The 24,365-nt window shown below is 68.1% G+C and carries 21 protein-coding genes; 11 read left to right on the forward strand and 10 right to left on the reverse strand.

All coding sequences use genetic code 11. The annotated features are described in order from the left end of the window. The first annotated feature begins 8 nt into the window (after positions 1–8). From ACVCMB_RS10890 to ACVCMB_RS10900, 3 genes are all read left to right on the forward strand, one after another. Entirely contained in the window at positions 9–947 is a 939-nt protein-coding gene (locus ACVCMB_RS10890; protein WP_447107159.1) for an alpha/beta fold hydrolase, read from the forward strand. Between the two features lie 164 nt (positions 948–1,111). After that, positions 1,112–1,657, forward strand: coding sequence for a sterol desaturase family protein (locus ACVCMB_RS10895; RefSeq protein ID WP_447106917.1), 546 nt, complete (start codon positions 1,112–1,114; stop codon positions 1,655–1,657). A gap of 42 nt (positions 1,658–1,699) precedes the next feature. Next, positions 1,700–2,089: a YciI family protein gene (locus tag ACVCMB_RS10900; RefSeq protein WP_447106918.1), complete on the forward strand. Its 390-nt coding sequence runs from the start codon at positions 1,700–1,702 to the stop codon at positions 2,087–2,089. Between the two features lie 20 nt (positions 2,090–2,109). Here the strand turns inward: ACVCMB_RS10900 and ACVCMB_RS10905 are convergent, their stop codons facing one another. The 3 genes from ACVCMB_RS10905 to ACVCMB_RS10915 all read right to left on the reverse strand — a co-directional run bounded on the left by ACVCMB_RS10905 (position 2,110) and on the right by ACVCMB_RS10915 (position 5,298). Next, complete coding sequence (locus ACVCMB_RS10905) at positions 2,110–2,880, reverse strand: M48 family metallopeptidase (protein ID WP_447106919.1); 771 nt, start codon at positions 2,878–2,880, stop codon at positions 2,110–2,112. A gap of 132 nt (positions 2,881–3,012) precedes the next feature. After that, positions 3,013–3,930, reverse strand: a complete 918-nt coding sequence (locus ACVCMB_RS10910) for a recombination-associated protein RdgC (RefSeq protein WP_447106920.1) — start codon at positions 3,928–3,930, stop codon at positions 3,013–3,015. Between the two features lie 165 nt (positions 3,931–4,095). Beyond that, positions 4,096–5,298, reverse strand: coding sequence for an amino acid aminotransferase (locus ACVCMB_RS10915; RefSeq protein WP_447106921.1), 1,203 nt, complete (start codon positions 5,296–5,298; stop codon positions 4,096–4,098). Positions 5,299–5,561: 263 nt separating this feature from the next. Here ACVCMB_RS10915 and ACVCMB_RS10920 point away from each other — a divergent pair, with 263 nt between their 5' ends. Next, positions 5,562–5,768 carry a YdcH family protein gene (locus ACVCMB_RS10920; RefSeq protein WP_447106922.1) on the forward strand — a complete coding sequence of 69 codons (207 nt, stop codon included), beginning with the start codon at positions 5,562–5,564 and terminating at the stop codon, positions 5,766–5,768. 4 nt (positions 5,769–5,772) lie between these two features. Beyond that, complete coding sequence (locus tag ACVCMB_RS10925) at positions 5,773–6,375, forward strand: GNAT family N-acetyltransferase (RefSeq protein WP_447106923.1); 603 nt, start codon at positions 5,773–5,775, stop codon at positions 6,373–6,375. 11 nt (positions 6,376–6,386) lie between these two features. Here ACVCMB_RS10925 and pssA read toward each other — a convergent pair whose 3' ends face one another. The 5 genes from pssA to ACVCMB_RS10950 form a co-directional block, all read right to left on the reverse strand. After that, a complete protein-coding gene (gene pssA, locus ACVCMB_RS10930) occupies positions 6,387–7,769 on the reverse strand; it encodes a CDP-diacylglycerol--serine O-phosphatidyltransferase (RefSeq protein WP_447106924.1) in 1,383 nt (460 codons plus the stop codon). A 374-nt stretch (positions 7,770–8,143) separates the two neighbouring features. Beyond that, positions 8,144–9,073 (reverse strand): LysR family transcriptional regulator, encoded by a 930-nt coding sequence (locus tag ACVCMB_RS10935; protein ID WP_447106925.1) that lies wholly within the window; start codon positions 9,071–9,073, stop codon positions 8,144–8,146. Positions 9,074–9,125: 52 nt separating this feature from the next. Continuing rightward, positions 9,126–11,051 (reverse strand): CocE/NonD family hydrolase, encoded by a 1,926-nt coding sequence (locus ACVCMB_RS10940; protein ID WP_447106926.1) that lies wholly within the window; start codon positions 11,049–11,051, stop codon positions 9,126–9,128. A 2-nt stretch (positions 11,052–11,053) separates the two neighbouring features. Then, positions 11,054–12,466 (reverse strand): SLC13 family permease, encoded by a 1,413-nt coding sequence (locus ACVCMB_RS10945; RefSeq protein WP_447106927.1) that lies wholly within the window; start codon positions 12,464–12,466, stop codon positions 11,054–11,056. 101 nt (positions 12,467–12,567) lie between these two features. Further along, positions 12,568–15,321 (reverse strand): TonB-dependent receptor, encoded by a 2,754-nt coding sequence (locus tag ACVCMB_RS10950; RefSeq protein WP_447106928.1) that lies wholly within the window; start codon positions 15,319–15,321, stop codon positions 12,568–12,570. A gap of 216 nt (positions 15,322–15,537) precedes the next feature. On the opposite strand from ACVCMB_RS10950, the gene ACVCMB_RS10955 reads away from it, so the two are divergent. Continuing rightward, on the forward strand, positions 15,538–16,665 hold the full coding sequence (locus ACVCMB_RS10955) for a CapA family protein (RefSeq protein WP_447106929.1): 1,128 nt from the start codon (positions 15,538–15,540) through the stop codon (positions 16,663–16,665). 12 nt (positions 16,666–16,677) lie between these two features. On the opposite strand, the gene ACVCMB_RS10960 is transcribed toward ACVCMB_RS10955, so the two are convergent. Together ACVCMB_RS10960 and ACVCMB_RS10965 are read right to left on the reverse strand one after the other, a co-directional pair. Next, positions 16,678–17,079, reverse strand: a complete 402-nt coding sequence (locus tag ACVCMB_RS10960) for a DUF4156 domain-containing protein (protein ID WP_395120489.1) — start codon at positions 17,077–17,079, stop codon at positions 16,678–16,680. Positions 17,080–17,222: 143 nt separating this feature from the next. Then, positions 17,223–20,102 (reverse strand): M16 family metallopeptidase, encoded by a 2,880-nt coding sequence (locus tag ACVCMB_RS10965; protein ID WP_447101450.1) that lies wholly within the window; start codon positions 20,100–20,102, stop codon positions 17,223–17,225. A 271-nt stretch (positions 20,103–20,373) separates the two neighbouring features. Between ACVCMB_RS10965 and ACVCMB_RS10970 the strand changes: the two genes are divergently transcribed. From ACVCMB_RS10970 to ACVCMB_RS10990, 5 genes are all read left to right on the forward strand, one after another. Beyond that, complete coding sequence (locus ACVCMB_RS10970; RefSeq protein WP_447106930.1) at positions 20,374–20,583, forward strand: hypothetical protein; 210 nt, start codon at positions 20,374–20,376, stop codon at positions 20,581–20,583. A 25-nt stretch (positions 20,584–20,608) separates the two neighbouring features. Next, entirely contained in the window at positions 20,609–21,079 is a 471-nt protein-coding gene (gene trmL, locus ACVCMB_RS10975) for a tRNA (uridine(34)/cytosine(34)/5-carboxymethylaminomethyluridine(34)-2'-O)-methyltransferase TrmL (RefSeq protein ID WP_395120493.1), read from the forward strand. Between the two features lie 140 nt (positions 21,080–21,219). Continuing rightward, positions 21,220–21,870 (forward strand): ubiquinone biosynthesis accessory factor UbiJ, encoded by a 651-nt coding sequence (locus tag ACVCMB_RS10980; RefSeq protein WP_395120495.1) that lies wholly within the window; start codon positions 21,220–21,222, stop codon positions 21,868–21,870. After that, positions 21,867–23,516 (forward strand): ubiquinone biosynthesis regulatory protein kinase UbiB, encoded by a 1,650-nt coding sequence (ubiB, locus tag ACVCMB_RS10985; protein ID WP_395120497.1) that lies wholly within the window; start codon positions 21,867–21,869, stop codon positions 23,514–23,516. Before ACVCMB_RS10980 ends, ubiB begins: the two co-directional genes overlap by 4 nt. A gap of 101 nt (positions 23,517–23,617) precedes the next feature. Continuing rightward, entirely contained in the window at positions 23,618–24,319 is a 702-nt protein-coding gene (locus ACVCMB_RS10990) for a pseudouridine synthase (protein ID WP_447106931.1), read from the forward strand. Positions 24,320–24,365: the final 46 nt, after the last annotated feature.

The raw sequence follows: 24,365 nt of genomic DNA on the forward strand, positions 1-24,365 counted from the left end.
GGAAGCGCATGCTGCGACGGCGGCTGAAGTTCCTTGCCTGGCTGGTGGCGCTGCTGGCCATCGTGCTGGGCGGCAGCTACCTGTTCGCGCCGCAATGGCTGATGCGCGCCGGGCACCTGCGCGAGGCGATGGCGGCCAAGCTGGAAACACACAGCGTGCAGGTCGGCGACACCCGCTGGTCGTACTACGAAGGCGGCGAAGGCCCGACCATCGTGCTGCTGCACGGCTTCGCCGGCGACAAGGATGTCTGGTTGCCGGTAGCCGCGTTGCTGAGTGCGCATTTCCATCTGGTCATCCCCGACCTGCCCGGCTGGGGCGATTCCTCGCGCGTGGCGCAGGGCAACTACGACGTCGACGCGCAGGCCGCGCGACTGGACGCCTTCGTGCAGGCACTGCGACTGCCGCGCTTCATGCTGGCCGGCCACGGCACCGGTGCAGCGATCGCCGCCGCGTATGCCGCCGACCAGCCGCAGCGCGTGGCCGGCCTGGCCCTGCTCGATGCGTACGGCCTGAAAGCCGGCGAGAGCGACTTGACGCGCCTGGTACGCGCGGGCAACAACCCCTACCTGTTCGGGGACCGCGCCGGTTACGCGCAGCTGGCCGCGCTGGAGTTCGCGCAGCCGCCCGACCGGCCCGGCCGCTTCGTCGACGTGCTGGTCGAGCGCAATCGGCGCGACCGCGATTTCATCCAGCGCACGTTTCAGGCCTGGCACGCGCAGCCGCTGGCGCTGCAGCAGCGGCTGGGCCGGCTGACCATGCCGGTGCTGGGGTTGTGGTGCCACGATGACAGGATCACCGACATCTCGGCGCTGGACAGCCTGCGCAACGGATTGACCGCGGCCAGCGCGATCAGCACCAGCACGATCAACGGCTGCGGCCACCTGCCGATGCTGGAAAAGCCCGAGACGACGGCGCAGATACTCACCGGTTTTGCGCTGTCGCACTGAACGGAACCGGTCGCGATGGCGGCCGGCGGGGGAAAACATGATGGATTGTGGTTGCCGACATGGGAGAATGCACGCATGAGCCTGCACACCGGCATGGCGCCTGGCAAGAAAGTGCAACGATGAAGCAGAACCTCGTTCGTTCAGGTGTGGATGCGATTGCGCGGATGTCCACCACGCGGACCAACTACTGGACCGAGCTGGTGCTGGACACGGCGCTGGGCGCGTGGCTGCTGGCCGTCGGCTGGCGCCATCTCGAGGGCGGCCCCTGGCTGGCCGCCGGCGCGATCGCGCTGGGCCTGTTCGCCTTCAGCTTCATCGAGTACTTCTTCCACCGCTGGATGTTCCACACCCGCATCCCGCTGTTCGAGCAGGGCCACCGCATGCACCACGAGCGTCCGCTCGGCTACGACTCGCTGCCGTTCTTCCTGCCGGCGATGGTGCTGATCGCGCTCACCGCGGTGCTGGTCGTGCTGATGCCGTTCGGATTCGCGCTGCTGCTGGCCGGCTCGGTCACGCTCGGCTACATCGTCTACGGCCTGGTCCACTTCATCATCCACCACGTGCGCTTCAGGCAGCCGCTGCTGCGCCGCTGGGCCGGCGCCCACCACGTGCACCACTACCATCCGGACACCAACTTCGGCGTCACCACGCCGCTGTGGGACATCCTGCTGCGCACACGCTACGTGCGGCAGCCGCGCAAGGCGGGCTGAGGGGCGCGGCACTCCATACCGAAAGGCCAGGCAACCATGCCCATGAACGAGTACCTGCTGATCTCGCGCGGACAATGGGACGAAGGCGCCGACAGGGACGCCGTGCAGGACACCATCGACCGTTTCTACGCCTGGTACGAAGAGGGCCTGGCGCAGGGCCGGCTCAAGCCGGGCAGCCGCCTGGCGAACCGCGGCAAGCTGGTGTCCCGCACTTCGGTCACCGACGGGCCCTTCAGCGAATCCAAGGAGTTGGTCGGCGGCTACTGGTTCATCGTGGCCGACACGCTGGAGGAAGCCGCCGCGATCGCCGCGGAAAATCCCTGCCTCGCCTTCGGCCTGACGGCCGAGGTGCGTCCGCTGGACCCGCAGCGCTCCAGCGTGGCGATCGTCACCAACGAGACACCGCGAAGCTGGAAGACAACCGACGCCTGAGCCGGCAAAGACGGCGCCGCTCAGTCGGCCACGTCGGCGACCAGCCGGTCGAGTTCGGCCTTGAGGATCGCGCCGTGCAGGCGCAGCCAGTCGCGCTGTTCGCGCCAGTCGGGATAGAGCGTTTCCACCAGCGCCCAGAAGCGCGGCGAATGGTTGCGCACGCGCAGGTGGCACAGCTCGTGAACCAGCACGTAGCGCAACGCCGCCGCCGGTGCCAGCGCCAGCGCAAGGTCGAGGTTGATGCGATCGCGCGTGTCCAGGCTGCCCCACAGGCTTTTCATCGGGCGGATGCGCAGCGAGGTCGGCGCCAGGCCCAGTTGCGGCACGTGGACCGCCATCCAGCGCGACACGTCGCGGCGAATCAGGGATTCCAGATGGGAGGCGAGCAGGCCGCGGGCGATCGGCAAGGCGCGGCTGTGCGGGCGCGGCACCACCAGGGTCAGGCCGCGCGCATGCGCCTCGATCTTCGGGTAGGAGCCCTCGGACCAGTCCAGTTCCGCCAGCTCGCCGCGCAACGGAAAGTGGCAGGCATGGCCGATGCGCAGCGGCGGCAGCGGCTTGACGATCAGGTTCAGCTCGTCGAGCTTCTGCTCCAGCCACTCGGCATGGCTGCGCAGGAACGCGCTGACCTGCGCCGGATGCGTGCCGCGCGGGTACGACACCCGCGCGCCCTTGGGCGTGACGGTGAGGCGCAAGCGCCGCGCACGCGGATGGGCAGCCTTCAACACCCGGATGGTGTTGCCGCCCGCCATTGCCAGTTCCAGCCAGTCGCCTTCGAGATGCTGCGTCATGTCCTGCCGTCCGTCCGGTACGCCATGCGCGGTCGGCGTGGCGAGTCCGGACAGACAGTATGCCGGCAAGCCGGCGCCCCGGCGCAAGGGCCGGGCGTCATGCCGGCGGGCCGCCCCGGCTGGAGCCCAATCTCAACCGTCGGTGGGACGCGGCAAGCCGAACCACTCCTCCAGCTTGGCCAGCAACCGTGCCAGTTCCAGCGTCAGCAGGGCGAAGCTGGCGTCCATCTCGGCGTGGGCGTCGGCCTGGCTGTCGCCCAGCTCGTCCAGCACCACGTCGAGGAACTTCAGCTTGCGGATGACCAGGTCCTCGCCCAGCACGAAGCTGATGCGGTCGTCGAAGGTCAGCCCCAGCAGGAATACCTGCTTGCCGTTGCGCAGGTGCTCCTTGACCTCTTCCGCATCCAGATCCTGGCGGCGGCAGCGGGCGATCGCGCCGGTGGCGGTGGCCGGGTCGCGCAGTTCACATTCGTCGCCCAGCGCCAGTCCGGCCGGCAGGTTGCCGGTGGCCAGCCAGTCGGTCATCAGCACGCGCGGGCCCTCCTCCGGCGCCAGCGGCACCGCCGGGAAACTGCCCAGCGCCTCGCGCACCTGGCTCAGCGCGTTCTCGGCCGACTTGCGGCTGGAGGTGTCCAGCACCAGCCAGCCGTGCTTCTTGTCGACGTAGGCGGACATGCGCGAGCTGCGCACGAAGGCGCGCGGCAGCAGCTCGTTGAGCAGGTCTTCCTTGATCCGCTTGCGCTCGCGGCCGCCGACCTTGCGGCCTTCCTCCTCGGCGATCTTCTGCACCTTGCGGTGCAGCTCGTCGTTGATGACGGCGGCGGGCAGCAGCTTGTCCTCGCCGCCGACGGTGAACAGGGTGGACTGCTTCACCGCATGGGTGAGCGGCTCGCCCTCGCCGCGGCCGACCGGCGGCACGAAGCCCTTGGTGAACATCTCCAGCGGGCCGCAGGGGCGCAGCCGATGCTCGGCCAGGGCTTCGTCGAGGCGCTCCAGATCGGTGGCGACCGCGGGAGAAAAACGGAACAGCGTGAGGTTGCGAAAGAACATTCGGTATCCGGATGATGGAGTTCGCCCGAAGGCGAGGATTCAGCCCTCACCGTTCATCCCGAGCGCAGGCCTGAAGGGCCGAAGTCGAAGGATGCCGCAGCGCGCCCTTCGACTTCGCTGCGCTACGCTCCGGGTGAACGGTAGGGGCGAGGCTGTGGTGGACAGTCAGCGGAAGACGTCGGCCACCGCCGCCGCCACCGTGTCGAGATTGGCGTGATTCAACGCCGCCACGCAGATGCGTCCGCTGTCGAGCGCGTAGATCGCGTGCTCGTCGCGCAGGCGATGCACCTGCGCCTTGCTCAGGCCGGAGTAGGAGAACATGCCGGCCTGCTTGTTGATGAAGCCGAAATCCGGCGCGCCGAGCGCGGCCAGCTTCTCGACGAAGCCCGCGCGCATCGCATGGATGCGCGAACGCATGCCGCCCAGCTCCTGCTCCCAGCGCGCGCGCAGCTCGGCGCTGCCCAGTACGCCGGCGACCAGCGCGGCGCCGTGGGTGGGCGGGCTGGAATAGATCGTGCGAATGACCTGCTTGATCTTCGACTGCAGCCGCGCCGCCTCGTCGCGATCGGCGCCGACCATCGACAGCGCGCCCACGCGCTCGCCATACAGCGAGAACGACTTGGAGTACGAGTTGGCGACCACGAACGCCTCGATGCCGGAGTCCGCCAGCACGCGCACCGCAGTGGCATCCTGTTCGGTGCCGCGGTCGAAACCCTGATAGGCCATGTCGACGAACGGCAGCAGCTTGCGCTCGCGCAGCAATTCGACCAGTTGCGCCCACTGCGCGGCATCCAGATCCACGCCGGTGGGGTTGTGGCAGCACGCATGCAGCAGCACCACGGTGCCGGGTTCCATCCGGCCCAGATCTTCCAGCATGCCGGCGAAATCCAGGCCGTGGCTGGCCGCGTCGTAGTAGCGGTACTCCAGCAGTTCGAAGCCGGCGGTGCGGAACACCACGTGATGGTTGCCCCAGCTGGGGTTGCTGATCGCGACCTTCGCGTTTGCACCGGCCACCTGCCTGAGCAGGTCCGCCGCCACGCGCAGCGCGGCGCTGCCGCCGATGGTCTGCGCGGTGGCCACGCGGCCGGCCGCCAGCAGCGGCGACCGTTCGCCGAACACCAGCTGCTGGGTCAGCCGGTTGTACGCGGCGAGGCCGTCGATCGGCAGGTAGCCGCGCGGCTTCGCCGCCGCAGCCAGCGCCAGCTCCACCTCGTGCACGGTGGGCAGCAGCGGAATGCGCCCATGCTCGTCCACGTAGATGCCCACGCCGAGGTTGATCTTGTGCGGCCGCGCGTCCGCCAGATAGGTTTCGGTGAGGCCCAGGATCGGATCTCCAGGGGCCATTTCAACGGGGGCAAAGAAGGACACGATCGGTACTCGATGGGTGGGGAAGGCACGCGCCGGGGCCGTCGATGGACGGCTTTCTCCGGCATGGCGGCGCGACGCACGGGAGAACGGCGCGAAACACCGCCGACTATAGCAAGAGCCGGCCGGCCACCGCAGCGGCGGGCGGGCCGCAACCGCCGCCCACGGCAGCGCGCGGAGCCGCCGCGTGATCCGTGGCGATTACCGCTGGCGCGGCGCCACCAGCGCGCTAAACTGGGCAGTACGTAACACGTTTGGCCATTCCCATGCCGATCCAGGATCACGCCGAAATCGTCCACCTGCTTGCCGAGCTCAAGCTGGAACATCGCGATCTCGACGTGGCGATCGAGGAACTGGCCCATGCCATCGGCCGCGACGAACTGCAGCTGACCCGGCTGAAGAAACGCAAGCTGCTGCTGAAAGACCATATCGCGCGGCTGGAAAGCAAGCTGATCCCCGACCTCGACGCCTGAGCCCATGACCCTGTTCGCCCCGATCCGCCTGCACGACGAGCATGTCGTGCTGGAACCGCTGACGCCGGAACACGCGCCCGCGCTGGAAGCCGCCGCCGCCGACGGCGAGCTGTGGAACCTCGCCGTCACCAGCGTACCGCCGCCGGGCCAGGCGCGTGACTACGTGCAGAAGGCGCTGCGCGGCCAGGCCGAGGGTCACATGCTGCCGTTCGTCGTGCGCGAGGCGCACAGCGGCGACATCGTCGGCAGCACGCGCTATTACGAGATCGACACCGCCGTGCCGCGCCTGGCCATCGGCTACACCTGGTACGCGAAGCGCTGGCAGAAGAGCCACCTCAACACCGCCTGCAAGCGATTGCTGCTGGAGCATGCGTTCGAGACCCTGGGCTGCGCGGCCGTCGCGTTCCACACCGACGTGCTGAACGAGGATTCGCAGCGCGCGATCGAACGCCTCGGCGCACAACGCGAAGGCGTGCTGCGCGCGCACCGGCGCCGCACCGACGGCAGCATGCGCGACACGGTGTGCTTCAGCATCCTCGCCGGGGAATGGGGCAACGTCGCCAACTGGCTGGACATGCGCCTGAACCGGCTCGCCTCGAAGCGATAGACGGCCCCGCCCTACAGCAGGCGATTGACCAGGCGGGCGAGTTGCGTGCGGTTCAAGCGGCGCAGCAGCCGACGCACTTCGGGCGGGTACTGGCGCGGGCTTTCCAGCGCGCGGTAATCGGCCAGCTGCACGGCGTGCCGGCGCAGTGCCGCCCATTCCGCCTCGTGCTGCGCGTGCAGCCGTTTCGCCGGGTCGCGCAGCAGCAGGCCGTTTTCCAGATCCAGCGACCATGCACGCGGGTTGAGGTTGTGGCCGGTCAGCACGGCCACGTCGTCATCCACGAACAGGCCTTTCAGGTGGTAGCTGTTGTCGCCGTCGCGCCACAGGTGCAGCCGCAACCGGCCGGCCTCGATCTGCGCACGGTGCGCGCGCGCAAAGCGGCGCAGATTGTTCTCGTACAGGTACGGCAGCAGGCCGATGGTCTTGAACGGTTGCTCCGGCGGTATGTAGAAATCGTTGGCGACCTTGTCGCCGACCATGATGTCGATGCGGCAGCCGCGCCGCAGCAACTGGCCGAGCACCAACCGTACCGGACGTGGCAGGTTGAAGTACGGCGTCAGCAGGATCACCCGCTCGCGCGCCTCCCGGAGCAGCGCCAGCAGCACCGCGTCGAGCTGGTTGCCGCTGCGGCCAAAACCCAGCAGCGGAGTCACCGCCACCTGGTCCGCATTCGGCAGCGCCGGGATCACTTCGTACCGCGCCTGCTGCAACTGCCCGCGCAAGCGGCGGATCTGCGGCTGCAGGCTGCGCGTGCTCGGCACCTCAGCCACGTTCAACTGCCGCACCGCGCCACTGCCGGCGAGCCGGTTCGCGACGAAGCCGGCCATCGCGTCGGCCAGGCCCGCATGCCGCAGCAGGTGGTAGCGATCGAGTCGGTAGCGATCGTGTCGCGCCAGGTAGACGTCGTTGAGACTGGCGCCGCTGTACAACACCGCGTCGTCGATCACGAAGCCCTTCAGGTGCAGCACGCCAAACAACTCGCGGTTCTGCACCGGCACGCCGTAGATCGGCACGCCATCGCCCAGCCGCTGCGCCCATTCGCGGTACATGCCGGCGTTGCCCGCGCTCTTGTGTTTGCCGATCAGCCCGCGCTGCGCGCGGTGCCAGTCGACGAACACCGCGATGTCCAGCTCGGGCCGGCGCGCCTTGGCCGCGTAAAGCGCCGCCAATATCTCGCGACCGCCATCGTCGTCCTGCAGGTACAAGGTCACGATCACGATGCGCCGGGCAGCCTGCGCGATCAGCGTCAGCAGGGTTTGCCGGAACGCCGCCGGATCGGACAGGCAGCTGATCGCCGCCGCATCCACCGCAAACGCCGGCAAGGCTGTGCGCGGATTGCCCTTGCGTCGCGGCAGCGACACCAGGCGTCGAGCCAGGCGGATAGGTGTTGTCATCAGGGTCTTGCGCGCAATCATTCCTCCATCATCGCAAACCATGCCGCGCACTACGACCCGTCCGGCGGGAATTGCCTGCGGCGAACCATGGCCGGACCGTTCCGCGCGCCGGCGGGTCCCTGCGCGACCCGCACCGGCGCCGAGGGGGTCGGCGCAGCACCAGCACCTGCTGCCGACTGTCGCTGAGCGCTCGCGGTGGCGGGCGCGCCTCGGCCAAGGCGGGGATTTCCGCCGGCAGCTGCCGGTATTCCCATGGCGGGGCTGCCGTCGCGCCGGCCGCATCGTGGCAAGCGCCGGCGACCATCGGATCAACCCGTGACAAGCCACCATCCACCTGGCACCGCCGCGGCGGCGCTTGCTGGCGCCCGCCCCTGTCAGCCTCGCCGCGGCGGCGGTGACCCGCTGCGCCTGCGTCCCAGCGACGCGCGGCAGTGTTCATAGAACGCCTCGGTCAAGGATGTCTCGCGCACGTTGGCGGACGACATGAACACGTACTCCTGCTCGATCGTCGGCGCGAAGCGGCGAATGCGCACGCCGGTCCACAACGAATGGCGCGACAGCAGCTCGTTGACGATCGCGATGCCGACGCCTTCGGCCGCCAGCGCACAGGCCGCGCCCACGTTGTGGGCTTCCAGCCGCACCGTCTGGCGCACCCCCGCCTGCTGGAAGGCCTGGTCGATCCGCATCCGGGTGTCGCCACCACGATGACCGACCAGGATCAGCGGTTCGCCGGCAAGATCTCTGGCGCCGATCGGGCGGTTGCCCGCCGACAGCCGGTGCGCCGGCGGCAGCACGCAAACGGTGGGGCTGCTGATCAGCGGACGCAGGCGGATGCCGGGATGATCCAGCGGCAGCTTGCCGAAGCCGCAATCGGCGGTGCGCGTGGCAACCAGGTTCATCACCGTCGGCCGGGTGCGCGAATCGACGTTGATGTGGATATTGGGATGCAGGCTCAGGAACGAAGCGACCAGCTTCACCAGCGGCCCCTCGGCGAAACTCGGCGGCGCCACCACGCGCAGTTGCCCGGCATTGGTCTGGCGGATGTCCTGAGCCAGCACATTGATCCGCTCGACGCCTTGCAGCGCCAGATCCACCTCCTCGAACAGCAGCAGCGCCTGCGAAGTGGGCAGCAGCCGCCCCTTGCTGCGATGGAACAACTTGAAGCCCAGTTCGGTCTCGAACTGCCCCAGCAGGCGGCTCACCGCAGGCTGGCTCAAGCCCAGGCTGCGCCCGGCGGCGGTGGCCGAACCGAGCCGGATGATTTCGCGAAAGGCTTCCAGCGCCTTGAGGTTGTCGAGCTTCATGGGCGGAGCGCCACGTGGCAGCAGTGAATGGGCTGCCGAACAACGTACACGATCAAGCGGGCGACGCCACCGGCAACACCGGCAACAGCAGTCGCGACGGGTGCGCGCGATCCAGATGCACGCGATTGTGCGCTGGCCTGGATTCGCGCCAGCGACCGGGCGCGGCATCGGTGTTCGGATTGAGGTCGAAATGCGGATAGTTGCTGCTGGACACGTCCAGCCGGATCCGATGGCCCACCGCGAAATGGTTGGCAGTGGCGAAGGCCTCCACCTCCACCTCGACCACCTCGCCCGGCACCAGCCAGCGCGGCTGCTGCCAGGAATCGCGATAGCGCAAACGCAGGATGCCGTCGCTGAGGTTCATCGCGAAACCGTGCGGGTAGTCGGCATGGGGCGGGTACTCGTCGATCAGCTTGATCGTGATGTCGGTATCCCGGCAATCGGAGGAAACGAACAGCCTCACGCGGATGGGCCCGGCGATATCGACCGCGCGCGCCAGCGGCGCGCTGCGAAAACACAACACATCGTCGCGCTCGCCGATGTCGCGACCCGTGCCGGCGCAGCCGAAGAAACGGGCGTCGTCGCGCTGGTCGAAGGCGCCCGGTGGCATCACCCCCTCGGCCGAGGTGATGGTGCCGCCGATGGTCGGCACCGGTCGCGCAGGATCGTAGACATAGTCCAGCGCCGCGAACCGCTCCGTCGGCGGCGTGGCGTCGAGCCGGCCATCGGCATGCAGGTGCCACGCCTGGCTGGTGGTGCCGGGCAAGGGCCAGTCGTCGGCATGCAACCAGCGCCCGCCGTGCTCCAGCCGGCCCTCGGCGTTGCGCCGGCCGCTGCCGCCGCCCATCAGGAAGATCGACACGCGACCGCGCGCGAACGGGTTGTCGGCCTGTCGCCCCAGCAGATGGTCGTACCACGCGCGACGCAGCTCGTAGAACGAGTGGCCGAACGCCGCATCCAGTGTCGCCTGCTCGCCGAAATCAACATCGCCGGCGAACGTCTGCGAGCGCCGGCCATGAATCCACGGCCCCATCACCAGGTGCACCGGAGCATGCTTGCGCCGCGACAGGCCGAGGTAATTGTCGGTGGCGGTGCGCACGTAGGGGTCGTACCAGCTGGACATGTGCACCATCGGCACGTCGGCGTAGGTGTCGTAATGGCGCTCACCGCACAACTCGACCTGTTGCCAATAGGGGCCGAAATCGCCGTGCTCCCATTGCTCGAACAGGTAGTCCTCGTATTCCGGTGCCGCACTGACCGGCGAGTCGCCGCGCGCCCACGGCATGCGCCGAAACCAGGCGCGAATGTCCTGCGCCTGCAATGCTGCCTTGCGGCTGGAATCCTGCTGCGTCAGCGGGCTCAGCAAGGCGTGCTTCAAGGCCCAGGTCGCCTGCTTGAGTTCGAACGCACCACCCTGCCGGATGCCGCCGTGGTACGCGTTGGAGAAGCCGCCGGAGTCGACGAACTGGGCGCTCAGCGCCGCGGGCGCCAGGCTGCCCAGCGCTGTCTGCACGTGCGCGCAATAGGACAGGCCCTGGGTGATCACGCGGCCATCGCTCCACGACTGCGCCGCCAGCCAGGCAAGGGTGTCGACACCGTCAACGGCCTCGTTGGTGTACTTGGTGAACACGCCTTGCGAACGGTAGCGACCGCGACAATCCTGCATCGCCACCACGAAGCCGTGGCTGGCAAACCACCGCGCGATCTGCGGTTTCGACAAGGGCAGTGGATACCCGGCCACGACATCCGACTGCGCGGTGCCCGCCTTGTCGTAGGGCGTGCGTTCGAGCAGGCAAGGCCAACGCGACCCGCTGGCGCCGTCCGGCAGATACAGATCGACCGCCAACTGCACGCCATCGCGCATCGTCACCATCACGTCCGGGCGCAGGCGTACCGGGTACGGGCCCGGCTGCAGGCCTGCGGCCGCTGCGTCGGCGGTGTCCGCCCGCGTTTGCTCCATGCCCTCACCGATCGCCATGCTCAGTAACCGATCCGCGTGGCGACCAGCAGGAATGCCGTCGCCACCACCGTCAGCACCAGGGTCAGCGGCAGCATGAAGCGCACCCACGCGCCGTAGTGCACCTTCGCCATCGCCAGCATCGCCAGCATCAGCCCCGAGGTGGGACTGACCGTCGCCATCAGGCCGTTGCCAAACAAGTAGGCCAGCACCACCGAGTTGCCTTGCAGCCCCGACAGCTGGCCGATCGGCCACAGGATCGGAATGCTGATTGCGGCCTTGGCCGAGGTCGAGGGAATCAGCACATCCAGCCCCGCCTCGGTGAACATGATGGCCAGCGAGGCGATCCACGACGACTGGCCGTGGATCAGGCCGGCCATGGCGTTGACCACGGTGTCGAGGATATTCGCCTCCTGCAGCAGCACGTGGATGGCGCCGGCCAGGCCGATCAGCAGCGAGGGCAGGATCATGCCCTTGATGCCATCGATGAAGGCATCCGCGCTGACCCGCGCACTCAGCCCGCCGATCACGGCAAGTCCCACGGTCACCGCCAGGTAGAACGCGCTGAGCTCGTTGTAATGCCAGCTCCAGGTGCGTCCGGCGTAGACCATCAGCACGATCGCCAGGCCCAGCAGCAGCAGCACGCCGAGGTGCCGCCCGGACAGCGATCCCGCGGCAGGCGCGAAATCCGCCTTGGTGAAACCGCTGCGGCGGATGCGGTACAGCAGATAGGCGATGCCGATCGGCAGGAACACCGCCAGCACCGCCAGGCGCATGCCGAAACCGCTGAAGATCGGGACCTGCACGATGCCTTGCGCGATCGGCAGTACCACCGGATTGCTGACCGAGGCGATGTAGCCCAGCTTGGCCGCGATCAGCAGCATCGCCACCGCGTACAGCGGACTCAGGCGCAGCCGCTCGGCCATCGACAGCAAGACCGGCAACACCACCAGATACTCCGAAATCAGGCCCAGGAACGAGCTGCCCGCCGCCAGCGCACCCATCAGCACCGGCGCCAGCAGGTAGACATTCCCGCGCGAGCGATGCACCAGCTGGTCGAGGCCGGCGTCCAGCGCACCGGTCTGCTTGAACACGCCGAACAGGCCGCCGACGAACATCACCATGAAGATCAGCGAGGCGTTTCGCACCAGTCCCAGCGGGATGGATTCGAGCACCGTGATGACGCCGGCCGGGCGCGCCTGCTCGCCGGCCGCGCCCAGGCCAAGCAGGTGCCACCAGTCGAACGATTTCGGGATCACCGAGTAGGTCCCCGGCACCACCCGCCCATCGACGCGCTGGAACGCGCCGGAGTCCAGGACGTAGGTGAGCACCGCGCACAGCAACAGCACGGACACCAGCATCAGCACCGGGTGCACGTCGATCTTGCGACGGGGCCGCTGTGCAGGTTTGCCATCGGTGACGGGACGGTTGGCCATGCTGGGAAGATCCATGTGGTTGAGCGGGTCGCCGGCGCCCGCTCCCGCGGCGGCCCGGGCCGACGGTCGGCGGCATCGCGCCGATGCCGCCGGTGCCCGTCTCAGAGGGTGATCGTGGCCTTCACGTAGATGAAGCGGCCACGCGGGTTGTAGGTGCTCATGTCGAAGTTGAGGTCGCCGCCGTTGACATAGGACAGCGGCGGGTCCTTGTCGAACAGGTTCTGCACGCCAAGGGTGAAGGTCATCAGTTGCGAGCGCAGCGTATAGGCACCCCACACGTCATGGGTGATCTGCGCCGGGATCCGGCCATAGCCCGGCGCCGGGCCCTCGTCGGTGTTGCCGATGTAATGCATGCTCCAGTTCGCTGACCACAGGCCACGCGACCAGTCCACGGCGGTGTTCGCTTTCCAGCGCGGGAAACTCTCGCGCGCGATGTCCGATTTGCCGGCCCGCCTGGCCACGCGCACCTCCCCGCTGGGCAAGGTGTCGTAACGATCGAACGCGTTGAGGTAAGCCGCGTTGAACATCAGCCCGAGATTGCCCGCCGCCATCGTCGGCAACTGGTAGCGCATGGTCGTATCGACGCCGCTGGCCTTGAGCCGGTTCAGGTTGATCGGGCCGTCGATCAGGTTGATGATCTCGCCGCTGGTGTCGCGCTTGATCAGGTTGCAGCGTTGACCGGTATTGGCGCACAAGTCGAGCAGGTTCTGCGAGCCGAAGCTGGAGATCGCCTCCTTCAGGTCGATGTCGTACCAGTCGACCGACCAGGTCAGGCCCTTGGCAAAGCTCGGCGTGTAGATGAAGCCGCTGCTGCGATTGACCGAGGTTTCCGGCCGCAGGTCGGGGTTGCCGCCCACGGTCGAGAGGATCGAGCCGCCCGAGTAGTTGCGCTGGTCGTAGCTGGTCGGCACCCCGGCACACCCGGGCTTGCCGGCGCCGCCGCCGTTGCAGGGGTCAACCGCCGGCAAGTTGGTCTGACGCAGGCCGGCGTAGAGTTCGTTGATCGAGGGCGCGCGAAAGCCCTGCGCCCAGGTGGTGCGCAGCATCAGGTCGTTCCACGGCCGCCAGACCAGGCCGAGCTTGCTGTTGGTGGTGTTGCCGAACGTGTTGTAGCTCGAGTAGCGCGTCGCGGCGGACAGCTCCAGTTGCTTGACCGCCGGAAGGTTCGCCAGCAACGGCACGTTGAACTCGACATAGGCCTCTTTCAGATCGTAGGAGCCGGCGGTCGGCAGGCGCGGCGCCGAGGTGGTCTTGCGGCTGTAGGTGATGAACTGCGGCGTTTCATTGAAGTACGGGCTGGGCTGGTCGTAGCCCGATTCCTTGCGGTACTCGACGCCACCGGCGAACGCCAGCATTCCGGCCGGCAACTCGAACAGGTCGCCGGTGAGGTTGGCGGTGAAGTCGTGCTGTTTGGTGCCGTTGTGGTCGACGCCGGTGGCGCGGATGTAGTTGGCCATCTCCGGGGTGATGGTGCCGAAGATGTTCAGCGGCACGCAGTCGTTGGCCGCGCAGCGGGCGTTCGGGCCCAGTGCCAGCGCGACCTTGTCCAGATCGATCTGATTGGCCGAGGTCCACTTCGCCTTGTTCTGGGCATACGTATAGAAGCTGTTCCACGACCAGCCATTGGAGAAATCGCCTTCGAATCCGGCCGCCACACGCATCGTGTCAACGTTCTGCGTGTTGATGCGCGGCCCCAGCTCGGTGATCGTCCGCACCACCTCGAACTTGGTGCCCGTGCCCTGGAAGTCCACGCCGAACGGGTTGTACGGGTGGTCGGCCGGAATCGTCATGCCGTCGCCGCCGCGGATGCGTGGCGTTGCCGGCGGGAAGCGCTGGCTCGATTCGCGCGTGTTGTACAGGCCTTCAGTCACGAAGGTCACCGCATCACTGACGTGGAAGCGCAACTGGCCATACACGCCAGCCATGTCCAGGGGGCCGATCAAGGTGGTATCAGGCTGGTCGTTGTAGACGTCGGTGGCCGGCACGTCCAGGCGAAAACCGCCGTTGCCGTCCGGCACGAACGCCTTGGTGCCGAAGCCATCCACCGGCGTGCTGTTGCGGAAACGGCCCGCCGGCGTGTTTCGGCTCAACCCTTGCAGCGGTACCCGCGAGAAATCGCGATGCCCGGCCAGGATCTCGTTGCTGCCGGCGACCGTCGCCGACACCAGCGCCGACCCCCAGTCGCCGGACTTGCCCCAGAGGAAATCCTGGTTGTGTGTGAAACCGTCGCCCTTGTCGGTCTGGCCGACATAGCTGCTGGCCTTCAGCCCGTCGAACTCGCTGAAGGTGATGATGTTGACCACGCCGGCGATCGCGTCGGCACCGTAGATGGCGGTGGCGCCATCCAGCAGCACTTCGATCCGCTCGACCGCGGCCAGCGGAATCGTGTTCAGGTCGACAAAGTCGCGAAAACCGCGGGTACCGGCTCCGTTCACCCAGCGCCGCCCGTTGACCAGAACCAGCGAGCGGTTGGCGCCCAGGTTGCGCAGGTTCAACGAGCGGGAGCCATGGCTGGTGCCGCCCGAGCCGGTCGAGTTGAAGCTGGAACCTACCGATGGCAGCTCCTGCAGCAACTCGCCGACCGAGACCACGCCGGTAGCCTCGATCTCGTTGCGCTCCATGGTAAACACCGGGCTGGCCGCCACCTCGTCCTTGCGGCGGATGCGCGAGCCGACCACGCTGACCGCCTCCAGCGTCTTCGCCTTGTTCGCATCGCCGCTCGTCGTGTCCGCGGCGCTCTGCGCATCCGCGGTCGCCGGCATTCCGCCCGCCGCCAGCGCCCCCGCAATCGCCACCATCATCACACCCAGGCGCGGTACACGCCGTGACTCCCCCTTGCCAGCCATCTTGTTCATCACCCCTCCCGAAACCATGCGTGGCGACCAGTTCGCCGGAGCATCTGCCTTGGTATCGAGTAATTCACGCGGACTGAACATATGCAATCTTATCGAGTCCGGTAATGCGTCCATGCCATTTTGGTATGGCATGCGCAGGTACGCGAATAAGCTTGCAAGCGGCCCGGTGGACGTGGATAGCTGGGGCTGTCGGGTCCGGATCGAGCGAGGGGCGTCATGGTCGAGTCGTGCAATCTGCAGCGCCGGCGGCTGCTCGCCGCCCTGGCGATGACGCCGCTGTTGCCGGGCGTTGCCGTGCGCGCGGCCGAACGCCGCGAGCTGACCCTCACCCTCACCGGGCAGGCGCTGATCGCGCACGACCTCTGCAGCGAGCCCTACCCCGGCCTCGCCGAAGTGATCGCCCAGGTACGTCGCGGCGACGTTGCCATGACCGACCTGGAGACGCCCATACGCGTTGGCGCGTCGGGCGCACCGACTCGCCAAGGGCTGTTCCTGCATGCCGCAGGCCCCGCCGCCCTGCGCTGCCTGCGCTCGTTCGGCTTCGACATGCTGGCCCTGGCCAACAACCACGCCGGCGATTTCGGCCGTGCGGGCGTACTGGCCACCCGCAGCGCCGCGCAGCATGCCGGTTTCGCCACCGCCGGCAGCGGCAGCGACCTCGCCGAAGCCAGCGGTGCCGCCTGCTTCAAGGCGCGCGGTCGTCGTGTCGCGCTGGTGGCCATGGCGGCCGGCAAGATCCGTCCGGGTGTGGCGGCAACAAGTTCAGGCGCCGGCATCAACGAGCTGCGTCTGACCGCAGCCGGCACACCCGACCAGGACGATGTGGAACGAATCCTTCAGTCGATCCGCGCGGCGGCCGGCACGGCCTTCGTCGTCGCCTGCCTGCACAACCACGATTGGCGCGGCGACATGCGCGTCACCCAGCCATGGGCGCGCGAATTCGCGCGGAGCTGCGCCGAAGCCGGTGCCGGCGCATTCTTTTCGCACGGCGCCCCGCTGCTGCACGGGATCGAGCTTCATCACGGGGTGCCGATTTTCCATGGCATGGGCAGCCTGATCTTTCATTCCCGCACCGAGCCCGGCTACTACCCGGCCGAGGTGTGGGAAAGCATGATCGCGCACCTTCATCGGCGCGATGGCTCGATGCGTCAGCTCGAACTGGTGCCGGTGGTGCTCAACGAGAGGGGCGACGATGCGAGTCGCCAGGACGAAACGCGGGGTCGCCCCAGGATCGCGCGAGGCGAGGATGCACAACGCATCCTCGCGCGCCTCCAGTCGCTCAGCGCGGTGCTCGGCACCTCGCTGCGCATTGCGGGAGAACGCGGCTGGATCAGCATGGATTGACCGTCGAAGGGGTCAGCCGCCCGACACCGGGAACGTCTGCACGTCGCCCTTGGCCGATTGGGCCGAAGCCGGTCGGCCCGCCCCCGGCTTGGCCGGGTTGCTGCCGCACTGGTAGGCGCCCCACGGCTGCGAGCCATCGGCCGGTTCGGCCAGCGGCTTGATGGTGTCGGCGTGCATCTTGGCCGCCTCGTTGCGCGCGAGCACTTCCAGTTCGTCGCGCACCTTGATGTCGTTGCGGTCGACCGGACCGACGCGGTTCATCACCGAGACGGTGACCTTGCCCAGTTCGCGGCAGCTGGAAACATCGCCGCTCCAGGCGGTGCGCACGTTCTTGCCGGCCGAATCCAGGGTGATGCCCCAACTGCAGGCGCCGAGCAACAGGATGGGGACGAGCAACAACAGGGTCTTGCGCATGGGTGGCTCCGCGGCAGGTCTTGAGGGCATGAAAAGAGGCCGGACCAGGACGGTCCGGCCTCCATCGTAACGCGCCGGCGCGCCGGCGTCCCTCGCTCCATCCGCCGCTTGCCGCGCCGGTTCAGCCGGCGCGGCAGCGCGACTCACTTCGCCGGCTTGGCCGCCACCGGCTTGCCGTCGGCGTCGAGCACCTCGACCGTGCCGAGCTTCAGCGCGCGGATCGGCGACTCGATCTTGGCCAGGTCGCCGACGATCACCCAGGTCAGCTGGTCCGGGTGGATGATCTCCTTCGCCGCAGCCTCCACCGACGCATCGGTCTGCGCCTCGATGCGCGACTTCAGGGTCTGCACGTAGTCATCCGGGCGGTTGTACTGGGCGATGCCCTGCATGGCGCCCATCACCGCCTGGGTGGTCTGGTACTGACCCGGCATGCTGCGCACGTCGCCGACCTTGATCTTGCTGATCTCCTGCGCGGTCAGCGGCTTGTCGCCGATCACCCCGCGCGCTTCCTTCAGCATCTCGCTGACCGACGCCGCGGTCTTGTCGGTCTGCACCGGTGCGTAGAGCATGAACGGGCGCTGCCCGACCGCGTTCTGCAGGAAGCTGAAGGCGCCGTAGGCCCAGTGCTTGTCCTCGCGCAGGTTCATGTTGAGGCGCGAGGTGAAGCTGCCGCCGAAGGCGCCGTTCATGGTCTGGATCTGCAGGTTGTTGGGCGCCTCGGTGGACGGCGCCAGACTGCCGGCGAGGATCAGGCTCTGCTGCGCTCCGGGGCGATCGACCAGGAACACGCGCACCTGTTCCGGTGGCGCGACCTTGCCGATGTTCTTGGCCGGCACCTTGCTCGCCGGCGCCTTCCAGTTGCCGAACACCGCGTTCAACTGCGGGATGATCTTCGCCATCGTGGTATCGCCGGCCACCAGGATCTTCATGTTGTCCGGGCGGATGTAGTCGGTGATGAACTGGCGCATGTCGGCATCGGTCAGCGACTTGATCGAGGCCTCGGTGCCGGTGCCGGTGAACGGGATCGCGTAGGCGTGGCCCTTGCCGTACAGCAGCGGCGGCAGGGTGCGCAGCGCGATGCCGATGGGCTGGCTCTTCTCCTGGGCGATGCCGGCCAGCCACTGGCCGCGCAGGCGGCTGACGTCGGCATCGCGGAACGCCGGGTTGCGCACGATGTCGGCGAACAGGTCGAGCGAGGGCTTGAGCTGGTCGTCCAGCGCATTCAGCGAGGCATTGCAGTAATCCAGCCCGCAACCGCTGGCGATGATCGCGCCCAGGCGCTGCTTGCGCTTGGCGATCTCGACCGAATCGAGGTCCCGGGTGCCTTCGTCGAGCATCGACATGGTGAAGCTGGAGGTGCCCAGCTTGCGGCCCTGGTCGGCCGCGTAACCGGCGTCGAACAGCAACTGCATCTGCACCGCCGGCACGCCGTGGCGTTCGGCCAGGACCACTTCGACGCCGTTGTCGAGCTTGCCGTGCTGCAGGGTCGGGAACGCGAGGTCGGGGAAGCTGGCGACTTCGGGCACGCCCTTGCTGCGATCGACGTCGCTGGCCACGGTCTTGTAATCGCCCTTGGGCGTGAGCACCGGCGCCGGCGCACCGGACGCGGCGGCCCGGCCGGCCACGGTGGCCATGTCGGCGTCCTCTACCTTGCCGGGCACCACGGTCAGGGTGTAGTCGCCCTTGGCGATCCACTGGTTCGCCACCGCCTTGACGCTGGCCGGCGTCGCCGCCATCAGGGTGCTGAAGTCCTTCAGGTAGTGCCCCGGATCGCCGTGGTACAGCTGGCCCTCGGCCAGGATCGAGGCCTGCGTGTTGACGCGCTCCAGGCCGCGCACGAAGGAGGCGCGGGTTTCGGTCTTGACCCGCGCCAGTTCGTCGGCGGTGGGGCCATCGTTGAGGAACTTCTGCCATTCGTCGGCGATCGCGGCCTCGACCTTGGCCGGGTCGACGCCCTTCTTCACGTCGACCTGCAACTGGAACAGGCTGGCCAGCGAATGCTGCTCGACGTAGACGGAGACGCTGTCGGCGAGCTTGTCCTGGTAGACCAGGCGCTGGTACAGCCGCGAGGTCTTGCTGCCGCCGAGCACGGCGGCGGCAAGCTCCAGCAGGTTCTCGTCATGGCTGCCGCGCGCCGGCACGTTCCATTCGCGGTAGATGCGGGTCTGCGCGACGTTGTCGGTCATCGTGCCGCGGGTGGACTTATCGCGCGCGGCAATCCACGGCTGCGGGCGCGGCACCTGCGGACCGGCGGCGATGTCGCCGAAGTACTTCAGCATCTTCTCCTTCGCCACCGCCGGCGTGATGTCGCCGGCCAGCACCACCACCGTGTTGGCCGCGCCGTAGTAGTCGCGGAACCACTGCTTGACGTCGCCGAGCGAGGCGGCGTTCAAATCCGCCATCGAGCCGATGGTGTCGTGATGGTAGGGATGGTTGGCCGGGAACGCCTCGGCCTGGATCAGTTCGCTGGCGCGGCCGTAAGGCTGGTTTTCGCCCTGGCGCTTCTCGTTCTGCACCACGCCGCGCTGTTCGTCGAGCTGCGGCTGGCCGATGGCACCGAGCAGGTGGCCCATGCGGTCCGATTCCATCCACAGCGCCATGTCCAGCGCGGTGGTCGGCACGGTTTCGAAATAGTTGGTGCGGTCGAGCCAGGTGGTGCCATTCTGGTCCGTGGCGCCGGCCAGCTCGAACGGCTTGAAGAACTCGTCCTTGTGATTCTCCGAACCCTGGAACATCAGGTGCTCGAACAGGTGCGCGAAGCCGGTCTTGCCCTTGGGCTCATAGGAGGAGCCGACGTGATACCACACGCTCACCGCCACCACCGGCGCCTTGTGGTCTTCATGCACCACCACGGTCAGGCCGTTGGGCAGCACGAAACGGGAATAGGCCAGGTCGGGGATCTGCTGCGTCGCTGCAGCGGCGGCCTCGACCGCCTGCGCGGGGGCGGCGACCAGCAGTGTCGGCGCGGCGACCCCGAACGTGAGCAAGCCGGAGATGAGCAGGGCAAGCGGCGTTTTTTTCACGGTGAACCTCCTGTTTTCGCGAATGGTCCGGGCAGGCTACCCGGCCGCGCCCGGGCATCGCAAATGACTTGTGGCACGGTCGACGGCCCGTGCGGTGGCGCAGGGCACCGCTGTCCGGACGCCACCGGACGACTGTCCGCGGACAACGGCCGGGGTGTCGAGGCGGCTATCTAAACCTTGAAAAATCAGCATGTTGGCCGCATATCCAGGCGTGGCACAGGGATTGCTTTCATCGGGCTGCAGGGCTCACTTACGCATCGGAGATGTAACCGTGAAATTCGAGACTTTCATGCTGCACGGATTGTTCATTGCCAGCCTCGTGGTGTGCGGCCTCATCCTCGCCGCCATGCTGACCACCACGACCGCCACGCCGCCGGTCGAGCTCGCCCACGACGGCGGCATCGCCACCATCCTGCTGGCCGCGCCGAGCAGCTGCGCGCTGCCGCCGGACGGCGTGGTCTGCCCGCGCGTGGCCGGCTGAGCATGGCGCAAGCGATAATGCGTGGATGCTCCATGTCATCCTGCATCGCCCCGAGATCCCTCCCAACACCGGCAACGTGATCCGTCTTTGCGCGAATACCGGCGCGGCACTGCACTTGGTGCGTCCACTGGGCTTCGAGCTCGACGACGCCCGCCTGCGCCGCGCCGGGCTGGACTATCACGAATACGCCAGCGTCGCGGTGCACGAGGACCTGTCCGCCTGCCTCGCCGCGCTCGGCGCGCCACGCGTGTTCGCCTTCACCACGCGCGGCAGCGTGCCCCACGTCGACGTGCGTTTTGCCGACGGCGACGCGCTGCTGTTCGGCTGCGAAACCGCCGGCCTGCCGGACGACGTGCTGGACACCATCCCGCCGACACAACGCCTGCGCCTGCCGATGCGCCCGCACAGCCGCAGCCTGAACCTGTCGAACACCGTCGCCGTGGCGGTCTACGAGGCCTGGCGCCAGCTCGGTTTCGCTGGTGAGAGCCGGGAATAGGGAATCGGAAAGGCACGGGCAAAAGCGGCACCGTCCGCGGCCTCTTCAAACCAGAGAAAGAACGCTCTTCCGATTCCCTATTCCCGACCCCCGGCAGCGCCCAAGCGCTGCCCGAGGCGCCGCCCCGCTACAATCGGCGGATGAACGCTGCCACCCCCAACGCCTGGATGCCGCAACCTCTGCGCAAGCTCGCCGGGCGAGCGCTGGAAACCGCGCTGAACCACACGCTGTCGCTCGATCCCGACACGCAGCAGCGGCTGACCGCGTTGAACGGTCGCAGCGTGCAGTTGCATCTGCGCGGGCCGGAGTTGGCGCTGGCCATCACGGTCGATCAGGCGCACCTGAAAGTCGGCCCGCCGCGCGACGACAGCCAGCTGAAGGTGGCCGCGACGCCGGGCAGCCTGCTGGCGATGCTGCTGCGCCGCGACGACGACGGCATCGCGCCGGGCAAGGTGGAGATCGCCGGCGATGCCGAACTGGCGCGCCGCCTGGAAAAACTGGCCGGCAAGTTCGCGCCGGATTTCGAGGAGGCCTTCGCGCGCAGTTTCGGCGACGTGCTCGGCGTGCCGCTGGCCAGGGCCGTGCGCAAGGGCCTGGCGCATGCCCGCGAAAGTGGCGCCCATCTCGTCGAAGACGCCGCCGACTGGGTGCGCGACGAAACCCGCGTGGCCCTGGCGCCTGGCGAAGTCGACACCTTTCTCGACGAAGTGGACAGTTTGCGCGAACACAGCGAACGACTGGCCGCACGCGTGCAGCGGCTGGCGCGGCAACTGCAGGGCGACGCCGCGTGACGCCGCTGCGCGTGGTGCCGCGCCTGCTGCGAGTGGCCTCGGTGCTGCTGGCATGGCGGCTGGATGAACTGGTCGACGCCGCGCACCTGTTCCGCCCGCTGAAACTGCTGCGCCCGCTGCTGGCGCGACCGCGCGCCGACGTGGCCAGCCTCTCGCGCGGCGAACGCCTGCGCCGGGCGCTGACCGAGCTGGGGCCGATTTTCGTCAAGGCCGGCCAGGTGCTGTCGACCCGCCGCGACCTGGTGCCCGCCGACATTGCCGACGAACTGTCGCTGCTGCAGGACCAGGTGGCGCCGTTCCCCGGCAGCGAGGCGCGTGCCATCGTCGAGCGGGAGCTGAAACTCCCGGTTGGACGTCTATACGCCCAATTCGACGAGACGCCGCTGGCCTCGGCCTCGATCGCCCAGGTGCATGCCGCCACCCTGGCCGACGGCCGCGAGGTGGTGGTGAAGGTGCTGCGGCCGGGCATCGACGCGCAGATCGCCCGCGACGTGAAGCTGCTGCGCTCGCTCGGCGAACTGGCCCAGCGCTGGCACCCGAATGCCGACAAGATCCGCCCGCTCGACGTCGTCGCCGAAGTCGAGAAGATGCTGGAGAACGAACTCGACCTGCAGCGCGAAGGCGCCAGCGCCAGCCTGCTCAAGCGCAACTTCGCCAGCGGCGTGGACCTGTACGTACCGGCGGTGCACTGGGAACTGACCGCCTCGCGCGTGCTGACGCTGGAGCGCGTGCACGGCATCAGCAGCGACGACATCGCAGCGATCGACGCCGCCGGGCTCGACCGCAAGGCACTGGCCGCCAAGGGCGTGCGGGTGTTCTACGAGCAGGTGTTCCGCGACAATTTCTTCCACGCCGACGCCCACCCCGGCAACATCTGGGTGGACCCGTCGCGCCTGGACGAGCCGCGCTTCATCGCGCTGGACTTCGGCATCATGGGCTCGCTGCCCGAGGCCGACCAGTACTGGCTGGCGCAGAACTTCATCGCGCTGTTCGAGCGCGACTACGCCCGCATCGCGCAACTGCACGTGGCCGCCGGCTGGATGCCCGCCGACGTGCGACTGGACGAACTGGAAGCCGCCGTGCGCACCGTGTGCGAGCCGTATTTCACCCGCCCGCTGTCGCAGATTTCGCTGGCCGAGCTGGTGGTCAAGCTGTTCCAGACCGCGCGCCGCTTCGAGCTGACCCTGCAGCCGCAGCTGATCCTGCTGCAGAAGACCCTGCTCAACATCGAGGGCGTCGGCCGCATGCTCGATCCGGAGATCGACATCTGGGCAGTCGCGCATCCGGTGCTCAAGCGGATCCTGCGCCAGCGCTACAGCCCGCTGCGCACCCTGCGCGACGTGCGCAAACGGTTGCCCGAATGGCTGCACCACGCGCCGGAGTTTCCCGACCTGGTACGTGATGCGCTGCGTCAGATCGGCCGCGGCGAGCGGCGTGAGCCAGCCGATCCGCTGGCCCTCGGACTGGCGCAGGAGAATGCCCGTCGCCAGCACAGGACGCTGGCCTGCAGCCTGCTCGGCAGCGCACTGCTGATCGGCGCCGCGCTACTGTGGACGCTGGCCCCGCAACACGGCATCTGGCCGCCGCTGGGCGCCGGTATCGCCGGTTTCCTCTCCTTCGCCATCGGCTGGCCGCGCTCGCGTTGACCGTGCAGGAGCCCGCTCGCGGGCGATGCTTTTCACGGGCACCCGCAGCATCGCCCGCGAGCGGGCTCCCACGAATAACCAGAGCGCGGAAGCTCGAACGCATGATCGACATCCTCTACCAGGACGACGCGCTGATCGCGGTGAACAAGCCCGCGAACCTGGCCGTACACCGCTCGACGTTCGTGGGGCCCGCCGACGCGTTCCTGATCGACCTGCTGCGCGAGCAGGTCGGCGGCAACGTGTACCTGGCGCACCGGCTCGACCGCGCCACCAGCGGCGTGCTGCTGGTGGCGCGCAGCAAGGAGGTCGCCGCCGCGCTTGGCGAGCAGTTCATGCAGCGCGAGGTGCACAAGCAATACCTGGTGGTGGTGCGCGGCTGGCCGGAGCCGGCCGAAGGCGTGATCGACTATCCCCTGCCCGGCTCGCGCGAAACCGGCCCGCGCCGCGAAGCGCGCACGCGCTACCGGCGCCTGGCCACGATCGAGCTGCCGATCGCACTCGGCCGCTACCCGCAGCAACGCTACGCACTGCTGCTGGCGGAGCCTGAGAGCGGCCGCTTCCGCCAGATCCGCAAGCACCTGGCGCACATCCATCACCCGGTGATCGGCGACTGCCAGCACGGCCGCGGCGACCACAACCGCCTCTACAAGCAGTACTTTGCCTGCCACCGGATGCTGCTGCACGCGTGGCGGCTTTCGTTCGCGCATCCGGTGAGTGGCGCGCCGATGCAACTGGAGGCGCCGCTGGACGAGGCATTCGCGCGATTGCTGGCGCAGTTCGGCTGGGGCTTGAAGCAGGAGTGAGTGAAGAGAAGTGAGGAGTGAGAGAAAAGCCGGGGTACGGCTTGCC

Source organism: Rhodanobacter sp. UC4443_H10, assembly GCF_052978325.1.